The organism is Tenacibaculum sp. MAR_2009_124, assembly GCF_900105455.1.
GTDB lineage: Bacteria > Bacteroidota > Bacteroidia > Flavobacteriales > Flavobacteriaceae > Polaribacter.
In genome coordinates this window covers 144,721-160,985 of the sequence record NZ_FNSF01000001.1, presented here as the reverse complement: position 1 = coordinate 160,985, position 16,265 = coordinate 144,721, and the positions used below count along the sequence as shown (strand labels likewise).

Genomic DNA, 16,265 nt, shown 5'->3' with positions numbered 1-16,265 from the left:
TTATATTTCAATAGTTTCTAAATAGTTTTCCTCGTCAGTCTCATTATCATCTTCTTCCTCTAAATAAGATTTAAAGATTTCAATAAGTGATGCTTGTTCTTCTATGGTTGTTTCTTCAAAAATTTCACGAATAGATACTTCCGTTTCAAATGTGGTTCGAATCATAGATACTAGTCGAGTGGCCAATAACGAATGTCCTCCTAAATCAAAGAAATCATCATAAACACTGATTTTTTCAATTCCGAGTAACTCTTGCCAAATAGCAACCAATTGTTCTTCAGTTTCATTTCTTGGTGCTAGATATTCTTTATCTGACAATTGTGAAAGATCTGGCTCTGGAAGTGCTTTCTTATCAATTTTCCCATTGGCTGTTAAAGGCATTTCTTCTAAAACAAACCACAATTGAGGAATCATATAGTTTGGTAAACTTTCGGATACTGCTTCTTGTAGTTCCTCTTGATTCGCCCCTTCTTCAACCACTAAATAAGCTACTAATCGATTGACTCCAGTTGGGTCTTTCTTAGCAAGTACACAACACTGACTAATAGAATCTAAAGCCACTATTGTATTTTCTATTTCTCCTAATTCGATTCGATAACCACGAATTTTAACCTGATCATCTGTACGACCAACAAATTCTAATGTACCATCTGGTAACCATTTTCCTAAATCGCCTGTTTTATATAAGCGACCTTCATCTTCAGTAAATGGATTGGCTACAAATTTCTCTTTTGTTAATTCAGCTCGATTTAAATATCCTCTACCAACTCCAATTCCACTCGTCCAAAGCTCTCCAATAACACCAATTGGACATAAATGATCAAATTGGTCTACTACATACATATCCATGTTTGCTACTGGTTTTCCAATTGGAACTGCTACTCCTTCCGGAGCTTTATTCATAATGTGTAAAGTAACATCATCAGCTGCCTCAGCTGGACCATAAGCATTTACAACAGGGACGTTTGGATATGATGAGAACCATTTTTCTAATAATGGCTTCGTAGCGGCTTCTCCCGTAACCAAGAAGTACTGTAAATTAGCTAATCCTTCTGCAGCAGCTCCTTCATCCAATATACTCGAAACATATGAAGGAACTAATTGTAAATGACTCACTTTATTACTACATAATGATTCTTGGAAACTAAAAATATCTAAGATGCTTTCTTCACTATAAATTACAATTTTACCTCCACACAATAAACCGCTTAGCATTTGCCATACAGAAATATCAAAAGTAAACGGAGCAGTAAAGGCCACAGCACTCTTCTCATTCATTTTGAGATCATCGACCATTAATAACAGGTGATTTAACAGACCTGCATGCTCTATCATGGCACCTTTTGGCAACCCTGTACTTCCCGAAGTGTAAATGATGTACGCCAAATCATTAGAACTATACGTCATTTCAATTCCTGAATCTGGAAAGTCTGCAATATCCTCTTCATTTAGAGATATTAACTTAATAGTATCATCGAATAAGGATTCTAAAACCAGTTCATTTAGCTCATCTGTAATGACTAAAGAACAACCTGTATCTTCAACCATGTACGAAATACGGTCCATTGGAAAATCTGGTTTTATAGGAACATAGGCTCCTCCTGACTTTAATATTGCCAAAACACCTACGAGCATGTCTAAATTTCGATCTAAACAAATCCCTATTAAATCATCTGTTTTTACTCCTTCGTCAATTAAATAATGAGCTAATTTATTTGAGCGTTGGTTTAATTCTTTATAGGTTAACTCTTCTCCCTCAAATACAGCAGCTATAGCTTCTGGAGACTTCAATACTTGATCTGCAAATAAATCAACTACTGTTTTATCCAATGGATAAGCAACATCAGTATTATTAAATGTTTCTAATAACTGAACATCTTCTTTAGGTAGAATAGTTAAGCTATCCACAGTTATGTTTTGCTCCTCTTTTAATGCAACGACTAACTGATTTAAAGCTTCTTCAATATATCCTAAAAATTGTTCTGGATTAATGTCGCCATCAATTTGAGCCGTAAGCTCAAACTCTTTTCCAAAGTCATCAATATCTAAAGATATCGGATAATTGGTACGTTCATTAACCATTGTTACAGCAAGACCTAAATCAATAACATCTTCGTTTTGTAATAACTCTTCTGACATCTCTTCTTCCTCTTCTTCTGAAGTTGAATGACGGTAATTCATCAGAGCACTAAATATTGGAAGTTCATTCGAAATACCGCTCCAGCTATGAACATCCGATAAAGGCGTTTGTTCATAAGCCAACATTTCCGTTAATGCTTTCTTAACCTCAGCAATATATTCAGATATCGTTCCTTTTAATTCTGTAAGAAAGGGTAATGTGTTAATGAATAGTCCTAATGAATCTGCCGCACCGAGAGATCCCTGTAGACGTCCTAAAAGTAATGACCCAAAAATTGCATAATCCGTATTACTACATCTTCCAACCACTAAACCAAAAGCCGCATGGAATAATACTGCCGGACTCATACCTAATGAAATACTAATATTTCGTAGATCTTCCCCTAACTTTTCTGGAATTAATGACTGTGCTTCTTTTATATCACTAAAATTATCACGTGTATCTGTTAACCCAAAAGGATACGTAGGCTCTTGAATACCTCCAAGCAACCCTTTGAAATAAGATTCACTGTCATTTGTTGCTTGTTGATGCAACGTATGCCCAATAAAGTCTCTATATAAAACTGGAGTTGGAAGTTCTGATTCTTTTCCAGAAAGATATAATACAATTTCAGAAACAACCTTCTCTAATCCAATATGATCCAGTGCTAAATGATGCTGATAAACAACTACATAACATATTTCGTTTTCAGGATCATCTATTGATTTTAGTTTTAACAATGGTGCTTTAGAAACATCCATCCAATGGCGTCCTGGTGCTGCTAATTCTTCCAATTCCGTTGTTAAGTCTTTATCACAATCAACAACATACTCTTCTACAGATAATTCTGCTTCTCTAAATACTACTTGAACTGTATTTGGTAATCCTTCACTTAAAAAAGCAGTACGCAATACATCATGACGATTTACTACAAACTGTAATGCCTCTACAAACGATGTACGTTTCTCTTTATTTGCAAAAGAAAGTAAGGTTGGTAAGATATATGGATCTCCTTCGCTTTCATTACTCATTAAATAATGGAAGTAGATTCCTTCTTGTAAAGGGGATAAAGGATATATATCTTCTATATTAGAAACACCTCCTTCAATTTGAGCAACTACTGCATCAATTTCTTGTTGATCAAAATTTAATAATGGAACCATTGAAGGTGTTATCACCTCAGTATCTTTTGTTATTCCATTAGGTGGCGTTATATACATTGAACTCGACAATACCATTTTTTCTATAATCCCTGTAATACAAGGGTTCAAGAAAATATCTCTAACTGCTATATGGTAACCAATTTTTTGTAAACGAGCTATTAATTGAACAATCAACAAACTATGCCCTCCTAATTCAAAGAAATCATCGTTAATCCCAATTTTTTCAATTCCCAACAAATCTTGCCAAATGCTTACTAATTCTTGTTCTATTTCATTTCTTGGCGCTATATATTCTTTTGTTGATAATTGTGAACTGTCTGGTTCTGGCAATGACTTTTTATCAATCTTTCCATTTGCCGTTAAGGGCATTTCATCTAAGGAAATCCATAACATAGGTACCATATAATCTGGTAAGCTATCTTTTAAAGTATTTTGAATTTTATCCTTATTGAATTCTCCTTCTGTAACGACATATCCTACCAAACGGTATATCTCATTTTGATCTTTCATTGCTAATACGCAACAATTCAGAACACTTGATACTTGAGATAATGTATTCTCTATTTCACCTAATTCAATACGATAGCCTCGAATTTTTACCTGATCATCAGATCTACCTACAAATTCTAAAGTCCCATCGGGTAACCATCTTCCTAAATCACCTGTTTTATATAAGCGCCCTCCATTTTCAGAGAACGGATTTTCTATAAATTTTTCTTCTGTAAGCTCAGCTCTATTCAAGTACCCTCGTCCAACACCAATTCCTGCTGTCCATAATTCACCAACAACACCTATTGGGCATAAGTTTTCAAATCGATCAACCACATAAACATCCATGTTTGCCACAGGTTTTCCTATTGGTACTGTAGCTCCCACTGGAGTTGTATTCATGATGTGTAAAGTGATGTCATCAGCGGCTTCTGCTGGTCCGTAAGCGTTTACTACTGGAACATTTGGATATATTAAGAACCACTTATCTAATAATGATTTTGTAGCAGCCTCTCCTGTTACTAAGAAATGACTCAGATTTGACAAACCTTCAGTCGAATTTCCACTTTCTAATAAACTAGTAACATAAGATGGTACTAATTGAAGATGACTCACATTATTCTCTTCGATAGAAGATTGGAAGTCATCGATATCCAAAATACTTTCTTCACTATAAATTGCTACTGAACCTCCACATAATAATGCACTTAGCATTTGCCAAACTGAAATATCAAATGTGAACGGCGCTGTAAATGCGACCACACTTTCATTTGTCATTTTCAGTTCATCAACCATTAATAATAAGTGATTCAATAAACCGGCATGTTCTATCATAGCTCCTTTTGGCAGTCCTGTACTCCCTGAAGTATAAATCACGTAGGCCAAGTCGTATGAACGATACTCTACTTTTACTGGAATAGTGGCATAATCCGCCACATTTTCTATTGCTATTAGTTGAATAGTATCAGAGCTTAGCGCTACAATTTCTTGGCTTTCTAGATCGGTAACTACATGAGAACACCCAGTATCTTCAAGCAAGTATTCAATACGATCTTTAGGAAAGTCTGGTTTCATAGGAACATAGGCACCTCCTGCTTTTAATATCCCAAATACTCCGACTACCATATCTAAACCTCTCTCTAGACATATTCCTATTAAATCATCAGATTTTACACCTTGAGATACTAAACAATGTGCTAATTGATTTGAACGCTTATCTAATTCTTCATAACTGAATTCTGTACCTTCGAAAGTTAGGGCAATCGCTTTTGGACATTTTTGAACTTGATCAGTAAATAGGTCTACAACTGTTTTATCTAATGGATAAGTAACTTCAGCAGCATTAAACACATTTAATAATTGAGTTTCTTCTTTCTCAGTTAACATTGCTACCTCACCTACTGATAACTCGACATTATTAACAATGCTTGCTAATAATTCCTTATAATGTTCTAACATTCGAACTATGGTTTCCTCTTTAAATAAGGTAGTACTGTATGTTAGACTCAATTCAAAAGTCGACTCTACTTCAGTTACGTCTAACGTTATATCAAATTGAGAACTTACTGTTTCCGATTCGTATGGTGAAATAGCTAAAGGTTCGAATTCTTCCTCTACTTCTTGCAATTCTACAGCAGGTCCTGTTGTATTTTCCAATGAGAACATTACCTGAAATAAAGGAGTTGTACTCATATCACGATTTTTAACCACTTTATCCACCACTTTCTCAAATGGAGCTAACTGATTATCGTATCCTTCTAATGTTGTTGTTTTTACTTGACTTAGTAATTCTTTAAAACTAATATCATCACTTAAATCGCTTCGCAATACCAACGTATTTACGAAGAATCCTATCATTCCTTCTAACTCTGATTGTGTACGGTTAGCTATTGGAGTACCAATACAAATATCATCTTGACCGCTATAACGTGCTAACAATACTTTGAATGCCGACAGTAAAAACATAAAAGTTGTTACATTTTCTTGCTTCGACAAGGTTTTGATTGAAGTTCCTAATTCTTCATTTAAGTTTATGGTTATATTAGCTCCTTCAGTTTCTTGAATTGCAGGACGCATAAAATCAGTAGGCAACTCTAATACGCTAGCATTGGTTAACTTTTGCTCCCAATATGAAAGTTGATTTTCCAATACTTCTCCTTCAAAGTACTTGCGTTGCCAAATAGCATAATCGGCATACTGTAAAGATAACTCCGGTAAAATAGCCTCCTTACCTATTTGTAATGAAGCATAAAGTTCATTGAACTCTTGTATTAAAATATCTTCCGACCAACCATCACTTGCAATATGGTGGAAAACACAAGCCAATGCATACTTATTTTCTCCTAAATCATACAAACGAGCTCGTAATTTATAATCATTCGCTAAATCAAAAGGAATCGTCAAATACTTTCCTAAACTTGCTTCTAGTTCATTTTCTGATATTGTTTCTCGACTCAAACTCCATTCTTCATGACTTCTTACTTCTTGGTAACCATAACCATCTGCTGATAAAATATTAGTTCGTAACACTTCATGACGAGCTACAATAGTTTTAATCGTTGTCTCTAGATTCGTTTTATCTAAGTTTCCTTCCAAATATATTACCACTGGCATATGATATGCCAAAGTACCTTGCAGCTGATCTATAAACCAAATACGCTCTTGACTAAATGATAAAGGAATACGTTCGGGGCGTTCTTCAGCTAAAATTGAAGGAAGCCTTACTCCTTCTGACAATTCAGATACATGTGCGGCTAAATCGACTAGTACTGTAAACTCAAAAACTCCCGCTATCTCTATCTCTTTCTTCAATTCCTTACGAATCATAGAAACCAATCGAGTAGCCAGTAAACTATGTCCGCCTAATTCAAAGAAATCATCATGAATACCAACTCTTTCTATGCCCAATAATTCTTGCCAAATAGCGGCCATTTGCTCTTCACTCTCATTTGTAGGAGCTACATATTCTCTTGCAGATAGTTCTGAACTATCGGGTTCTGGCAATGACTTTTTATCAATTTTCCCATTAGCTGTTAATGGCATTTCATCCAGCGCTATCCAAAGCATAGGAATCATATATTCGGGTAAGCTTCTTTTCAGTTCCTCCTGTACCTTTTCTTTATTAAATTCATCTTCAACAACTACGTATCCTATTAAACGGTTTGTACCAATAGTATCTTCTTTGGCCAATACACAACTATTTTGAATACCTGTAACTTGCGATAATGCATTTTCTATCTCACCTAATTCAATACGATAACCTCTAATCTTTACCTGATCATCAGAACGACCAACAAACTCTAAAGTACCATTTGAAAGCCATCTTCCTAAATCACCTGTTTTGTATAATCTTCCTCCTTCTGTTATAAATGGATTCTCAATAAATTTTTCCTTGGTAAGTTCATCTCTATTTAAATATCCTCTACCCACTCCGATACCAGAAGTCCATATTTCTCCAACCACTCCTATTGGACATAAGTTCTCAAACTGATCAACAACATATACATCCATATTTGCCACTGGTTTTCCGATTGGAACTACTACTCCACTTGGAGATTTTTCCATAATATGCAAAGTAACATCATCAGCCGCCTCAGCTGGCCCATAAGCATTCACTACTGGAATTGAAGGATATAGTGAGAACCACATGTCTAATAATGACTTTGTCGCTGCTTCTCCTGTTACTAAGAAGTATGATAACCCTGATAGACCTTTAGAAACTTCTTCACCTTGCAATAAACTGGCTATATATGACGGTACTAACTGAAGATGACTGACATTATCCTCTTCCAACGACGATTGAAAATTGTCAATATCTAAAATAGTATCTTCATTATATACTGCGATACAACCTCCACAAATCAATGCGCTTAACATTTGCCACACTGAAATATCAAAAGTAAATGGCGCTGTGAAAGCCACTACACTTTCATCAGACATTTTTAGTTCATCAATCATTAATAGTAAATGATTTAATAAACCGGCATGCTCAATCATAGCTCCTTTTGGTAATCCTGTACTTCCAGAAGTATAAATGATATATGCTAAGTCGTTTGGATTATAGGATAATTCTACATCTGTTACTGGATAATCCGAATCTAAAACATCTTCATCATCTATTGCTATTAAATTGATTGCCTCATCGAATAACGATTCTAAAACAAATTCGTTCAATGAGTCTGTAACTACTATTGAACAATCTGTATCTTCAATAATATAAGAAATACGATCCATTGGAAAATCTGGCTTAATAGGAACATAAGCTCCACCAGCTTTTAATATCCCTAAAATACCAACTATCATGTCCAATCCTCGTTCTAAGCATATTCCAACTAGATTATCTCGTTGAACACCTTGATCTATTAAATAATGTGCCAGTTGATTTGATCGTTGATCTAATTCTGCATAACTCAATTCATCTCCTTCAAATACTGCTGCAATTGCCTCTGGCGTTTCTTGTGCCTTTCTTTTAAACAGATCAATAACCGTTTCATCAAGTGGATATTCCTTCGAAGTATCATTGAATATATCTAACAATTGAGTTTCTTCTTGTTGAGATAGCATTGGTATATCGCCAATAGGCTGCTCTATATTTACTACAATATTTTTTAGTAATGTTTTGTAGTTTTCTAACATACGAGCAATGGTCTCTTCCTTAAACAAGTCTGTACAATACACAACATTCAAGAAAATATTTGATTCTTCTTCATTTACATTGAACATTAAATCAAATTGCGCCGTGGTTTCTGAAAAATCATGAGGTAGTATTAAAAGGTCTGCTGTTCCAGTATTCTCTTCTACCTCATCTGTAACAACGCTTATTTCACTGTTGTAATCGAACATTACTTGAAACAACGGTGTCATACTAACATCACGTGTTGTTACCACTCGATCAACGACCCTTTCAAAAGGAGTTAACTGATTATCATAACCTTCAAGGGTTGTTGTTTTTACTTGATGTAACAACTCTTTGAAATTGATATCACCACTTAAATCACTTCGTAATGCTAAAGTATTTGTAAAGAAACCAATCATTCCTTCCAATTCGTATTGAGTACGATTGGCAATAGGAGTACCCACGCAAATATCTTCTTGTCCGCTATAACGAGCTAATAATACTTTAAAAGATGCCAACAAGAACATAAATGGAGTAACTCCTTCTTTATGATATAGTTCTTTTAATGATCCACTTAATTCTTCTCCTAAATCGATTGAAAAAGTGGCTCCTGCTGTACCCTGAACAGAAGGACGAATATAATCTGTAGGTAATGCTAAAGTGCTTACTCCTGTTAATTTATTCTCCCAATATCCTAATTGTCTATCAAGAATTTCACCTTCTAAATACTTACGTTGCCATATAGCATAATCGGCATACTGAAGCGTTAATTCTGGAAGATTAACCTCTCTATCCGTTTTCAATGCATCATATAGTTCGGTAAATTCATTTGTTAAAATAGCTTCAGACCAACCATCACTAGCAATGTGATGAAATATACAAGCCAACACAAACTTATTCGCTCCTAAATCATACAAACACGACCTTAATTTGTAGTCGCTTGATAAATTAAACGGAGTGGTTAAATAGCTATGTATTTGCTTATCTAATTCACTTTTCCCTGAAACTGATTTCTTTTCTAAACTCCAATTTTCTGCACTAACAATTTCTTGATATCCTATCCCTTCGCTTGAAAATAGATTTGTACGGAGTATCTCATGTCGAGAAACGATCGTTTTTAATGCTTTTTCCAATACATCAATATCTAACTCCCCTTCAATATGCATTATCGCAGGGATATGATAAGCCAATGTTCCTTCAAATTGATCTAAGAACCACAAACGTTCTTGACTAAAAGATAATGGAATGCGCTCATCTCGGTTTTCAGCTATTATTTCAGGTAGAAGCACGCCTTTAGACTGTGTTGCTATATGTAGGGCTAAATCCGCTATGGTTGTGTATTCGAATATTTCACGAATAGCTATTTCTTTTTCTAACTCTTTACGAATTAAAGAAACTAAACGAGTGGCCAACAATGAATGCCCTCCTAGCTCAAAGAAATCGTCATATACCCCAATCTTTTCTATTCCTAATAACTGCTGCCAAATTTCGATCAATTTTTCTTCCGATTCGTTTCTTGGAGCTACATATTCTTTGGTTGAAAGTACAGAACCATCAATTTCGGGCAAAGCTTTTTTATCTAACTTTCCATTAACTGTTAATGGCATCTCTTCCAGTTCTACCCACAGTGCAGGTATCATATAGCCAGGTAATGTTTTTTTCAATTCAGTTTGAAGTTCCTCTTTATCAAAACTTCCTTCTGAAACTACATATCCTACCAATTGTTTTGTTCCACTTACATCTTCTTTAGCTAAGACACAGCATTGATTTACAATTAAAAGTGTAGATAAAGCATTTTCTACCTCTCCTAATTCAACCCGATATCCTCTAATTTTTACCTGATCATCTTTTCTTCCAATAAATTCTAAGTTACCATCTGGCAACCATCTTCCTAAGTCTCCAGTTTTATAGATTTTATCTCCTTCTTTGAAAGGATTATCTATGAATTTTTCCTTATTAAGTTCTTCCCTATTAAGGTATCCTTTTGATACCCCTACTCCTCCGATGCATAACTCACCTGTAACTCCTTTCGGAACAAGATTTAAATTTTTATCTAAAACGTAGATTTGCATATTAGGCATTGGAATCCCAATTGGGAAAGTATGAATGAATGAATGCTTGTCTAACGTATTAAATGAATATGTTGTAGTTCCCACCGTAGCTTCCGTTGGTCCATACTCATTGATTATTATTGAATCAATATTTAACTCCGTAAATGTTGATAAATGATTTGGTTGTAATGCTTCTCCTCCTAGTACATAACGATCTGCTATATTCTTAGTTTTTCTTAACACAGGATCTAATAATTCTAGATGTGATGGTGTTAATTTTATAAAACTATAAGGGGCATATTTCTCTAGGTTTTCATCTTTAAAAGTATCCAAACCACTACCGCTACTTATTACGAGCATTTTACCATTTACTAATGGTGTAAAAATCTCCGTCATTGAAGCGTCAAAAGATGCAGAAAGATGCATATAACTTCCGGAAGTATTTTCACCTAAGTACTGATTACTACAAGTAGTAATGTAATTCATTAAACTACTATGATAAATTGGAACTCCTTTTGGCTTTCCTGTACTCCCTGAAGTATAAATCACATAAGCAAGATTGTTCGATATAACCGTTTTATTTGTTCCTTCTTTTTTGTGATTTTCAATTTCTTTCCAATCATTATCCAAAGCAACAACTGTCATACCATCCTTTTCTTTTATGGCTTCATTATTTGTTCCATTTGTAAGAACAATACTTATTCCTGCATCCCCCAGCATATAGTCTATCCTTTCTTTAGGATACGCAGGATCAATAGGAACATAAGCTCCACCGGATTTTAAAACACCTAAAATACCAACGAGCATTTCAATACTTCGTTCCATACAAATACCTACAAATGTATTTGATTGAACCCCTAAGCTACTTAGATAACTAGCTAATTGATTTGAGCGCTCGTCCAACTCTTCATAGGTCAATCCTTCATTTTTGTATACTAAGGCAATCGCTTCAGGAGCTTTCAATGCCTGCTCAACAAATACATCAACAACCGTTTTATCTGTTGGATAATCAGCTTCCGTATTGTTAACTGCGGTTACCAATTTCGTTTCCTCTTCTTCTGTTAACATTGTTAAGCTCCCTACAGATTGCGTACTATCTTTAACAACACTATTTAACAATTCGCGGAAATGCTCAAGCATTCGATCTATGGTTAACTTCTCAAATAGTGCTGTACAATAGTTCACATTTAAAAGAATATCTGAATCCCCTTCAGCAATACTCAAGGTAATATCGAATTTCGATGGTATGTTATCACTTTCGAACTCTGATATTTCAACACCTCCAAAATCTAAAGTAGTCTCACTTTCATCTGTTAAACCAACGGAAGTATTTTCCGTCATAAACATCACTTGAAATAAAGGAGTTGTGCTCATATCGCGAGTTACAACTACTTTGTCTACTACCTTTTCAAAAGGTGTTAACTGATGATCATAAGCTTCTAGAGTTGTTTCTTTAACTTGTTTCAAGAAATCTTTAAAACTAGGGTTTTCACTTAAATCACTGCGAAGTGCTAGCGTATTAACAAAAAACCCAATCATTCCTTCCAAATCAGATTGTGTACGATTGGCTATAGGTGTACCAATACAAATATCATCCTGACCACTATAACGGTGCAATAGCACTTTAAATGTAGACAGAAGAAACATAAACATTGTTACCCCTTCATTTCGACACAATTCTCTAACAGAATTCGTTAGATCTTCGTTTAACGCTAAGTAAGTATTTCCCCCTTCTATACGTTGAGTCGCTGGGCGTTCAAAATCTAAAGGAAGTTTTAAACTATCAACTCCTTTTAACTTCTTTTCCCAATATGCCAATTGATCTGCGAGAACTTCTCCTTCTAAATACTTACGTTGCCAAATAGCATAATCAGAATATTGTAAGTTTAACGCTGGAAGATCGAAAGAATTACCTTTTTGTAACGAACTGTATAATTCTAAAAATTCATTAATTAAGATATCTTCAGACCAGCCATCACTTGCAATATGATGAAGCACTACAGCCAATACATAATTTTCATCTTCTAAATTGTACAAGCAAGCTCTTAATTTAAAATCCTTATCCAAATTAAAAGGAGTTGCTTGATATTCTGAAATACTTCCTTCAATTGTTTCTGCTGAACTATTTTCTTGTAATAAAAACCATGAATCAGCCTTCTTTACTTCCTGATACCCTACTCCTTCTTCGGATACAATATTGGTTCTAAGTATTTCATGACGTTCAACAATCGTTTTTAACGATTGTTCCAATGCTGTTACATTCAATTCTCCTTTTAAGCGAATTGCAATTGGCATATGATATTCACTGGTTCCTTGTAATTCATCTAAAAACCATAATCGCTCTTGACTAAATGATAATGGAATTCGTTCTGGACGTTCTTCTAAAATCACTGGAGGAAGTGTTACACCTGTTGAGGGCGCTGAAATATGCACACTTAATTCCGATATAGTCGTGTATTCAAATATGTCACGGATTAGAATTTCTACAGACATTTTTGTTCGAATCATAGAAACTAAACGAGTTGCTAATAAACTATGGCCTCCTAACTCAAAGAAATCATCATTCACACCAATTTTATCTACCCTTAAAAGCTCTTGCCAAACCGTAACTAGCAGTTCTTCTGTCTCATTTCTTGGAGCCACATATTTTCTACTTGATAGTTCTGAACTATCTGGCTCAGGCAACGATTTTTTATCTATTTTTCCATTAACTGTTAATGGTATTTCATCCAGAATTATCCATATAGTAGGAACCATATAATCAGGTAAACTGGCTTTCAATTTTTCTTGAATAACCTCTTTCGTTATCCTACTGTCGAGTACGACATATCCTACTAAACGATTCGTTCCTTCTCCATCATCCTTTGCTAAAACACAGCTCTTTTGAACTCCTTCTATTTGTGATAATATACTTTCTATTTCTCCTAATTCAATACGATACCCGCGAACCTTTACTTGGTCATCCGAGCGTCCAATAAATTCTAAGGTACCGTCTGGTAACCATTTTCCTAAGTCACCCGTTTTATATAAACGATTTCCATTTTTACTGAATGAATCAACAGTAAATTTTTCTTTTGTGAGTTCCTCTCTGTTTAAGTATCCTCTACCAACACCAATTCCACTAGTCCATAATTCTCCAACAATTCCTACCGGGCATAAATTATTGAATCGGTCTACTATATACACATTCATATTAGCTACTGGTTTTCCAATTGGAACAAAATCACCTTCCGGAGATTCACTCATAATGTGAAGTGTAATATCATCTGCCGCTTCTGCAGGTCCATATGCATTCACCACAGGAACGTTTGGATATAATGTAAACCACTTATTTAACAACGATTTGTTTACTGCTTCTCCAGTAATTAAAAAGTAGCTCAATGCAGATAACCCTTCAACAACGATTTGAGCCTCCAATAAACTTGCCAAATAAGAAGGCACCAATTGTAAGTGACTTATTTTATGATTTGTTAATGAAGCTTGAAAACCATTGATATCTAGTATTTTTTCCTCACTATAAATTGTGATAGAACCTCCACACAGTAGTGCACTTAATAATTGCCATACTGAAATATCAAAGGTAAATGGAGCCGTAAATGCCACCACACTTTGGTCATCCATATGCAACTCATCAATCATAATTAATAAGTGATTCAATAAGCCTGCATGTTCGATCATTGCTCCTTTTGGAACTCCAGTACTTCCGGAGGTATAAATTATATAAGCTAAATCTCCTGAATTATATGACAATTCCAGTCCAGTACCTGGATATTTTGAGTATAAAACGTCATTTTCATCTATTGCCACTAGAGTAATTGTGTCCTCAAACAATGATTCTAAAACAAGCTCATTTAATTCATCAGTAATTACTAAAGAACATTTAGTATCTGCAATAATATGAGAAATGCGATCCATTGGAAAATCAGGCTTAATAGGCACATAAGCCCCTCCAGATTTTAGAACTCCCAACACTGCAACCAGCATATCCAGTCCTCTGTCCAAACAAATACCAACCAAATCATCTGATCGTATTCCTTGTTCTAGGATGTAATGTGCTAATTGATTTGAGCGTTTATCTAATTCTTCATATGATAATTCTTCTCCCTCAAACACTGCGGCAATTGCATTTGGCCCTTTTTTAACTTGTTCTTTGAATACATCAATGACCGTTCTATCCAAATCATACTTCGATGAGGTTTCGTTAAAAACTTCCAATAACTGTGTTGTTTCTGGTTGAGTAAGCATTGGCAAACGTCCAATAGATTGCTCAATATTGTTTACCACAGTGCTTAATAAAACCTTATAATGTTCTAGCATTCTTTCGATGCTAGTTTCATCAAACAAATCAGTACAGTAATTTATACTTAGTACTATTCCTCCTCCTTCTTCGGAAACGTTTAAGGTTAAATCGAACTGAGCTGAGGTATTCGTATATTCATAAGGTTCTATGCTAAGATCTCCTATAGCTATATCTGCATTTATTACGTCAGCCTCTCCTTTCTCTTCTTCAGAAACAGCTCCTTCATTTTGGTAATCGAACATTACCTGAAATAAAGGGGTAGTACTCATATCACGAGAAGTCACCACTCTGTCTACAATCTTCTCAAAAGGTGTTTGTTGATTTTTATATCCTTCGAGCGTAGTTGTTTTTACTCTTCCTAAGAAATCTCTAAAACTAGGATTTCCGCTTAAATCCGTACGTAATGCAAGTGTATTTACGAAGAAACCGATCATTCCCTCTAATTCAGATTGTGTTCTATTTGCTATTGATGTTCCTACACAAATATCATCTTGACCGCTATGACGAGATAATAATAATTTGAAAACTGACAATAGCAACATTGGCATGGTTACCCCTTCTTGCTGGCACAGATCTTTTAATGATTTACTAAACGATTCATCTATGATGGTTGAAACATCTGCTCCTGCATTACTTTGTATTTGAGGACGAGTATAATTTAATGGTAACGTTAAAGTACTTACTCCTTTTAGCTTATCTTCCCAGTAGTTTAGCTGAGCATCTAAAATGTCTCCTTCAAAATATTTACGTTGCCAAATTGCATAGTCGATATACTGCAAATTTAACTCAGGCAACATTACTTCCCTTTCAGATTTTAAAGCACTGTATAATTCTACAAACTCATTAGTCAATATATTTTCGGACCAACCATCACTCGCTATATGATGAAAAACACAAGCCAACACATATTTGTTATCCCCTAAATCGTACAAACATGCTCTTAATTTATAATCACTCGCTAAATTAAAAGGAACGGTAATATAATTTTGTAATCTGGTCGACAGCTCTTCTTCTCCTACTACTTTTTCACTTCCTAAAAACCAATTATCAGAACCAACAACTTCTTGATATCCTATACCTTCTTCGGATAGAATATTTGTTCTCAATACTTCATGACGATCAACAATTGTTTTTAAAGCCTGTTCAAGAACCGAAGTATTTAATTCTCCTTCCAAACGAATAATTGTAGGAATATGATATTCCTCACTACTTCCTTGTAACTGATCTATAAACCATAACCTCTCCTGGTTAAAAGACAAAGGAATTTGCTGAAGTTCGGTTCTATCAAAAGCTATAATATTGCCTTCGGCTCCTATATGACTGGTTCCTTTCTGATGTTTTTTAAGGTAGCTTATTAAGACTTCCTTTTGGTTTTTGATTTTCTCAAGTAAATCTGAATCAATTGTAGTTTTCTTCGATTTAATGCTTAATTTATCCCCTTCCAATACTAATTTAATACCTTCTTTTTCAGATATCTTTAGTATTTCTAATATTTCTAAATTCATTGAGTAAGTTGGTTGATTCTTGT

1 protein-coding gene is annotated in these 16,265 nt (G+C 34.7%); it reads right to left on the bottom strand.

Annotation, left to right across the window (positions count from 1 at the left end; genetic code table 11):
* Positions 1–16,242 (bottom strand): non-ribosomal peptide synthetase, encoded by a 16,242-nt coding sequence (locus BLW23_RS00160; RefSeq protein WP_093667237.1) that lies wholly within the window; start codon positions 16,240–16,242, stop codon positions 1–3.
* Between the last annotated feature and the right edge of the window lie 23 nt (positions 16,243–16,265).

Coding starts and splice junctions, on each gene's coding strand:
- BLW23_RS00160 (WP_093667237.1), bottom strand. CDS start 16,242: ATGAATTTAGAAATATTAGAAATACTAAAGATATCTGAAAAAGAAGGT.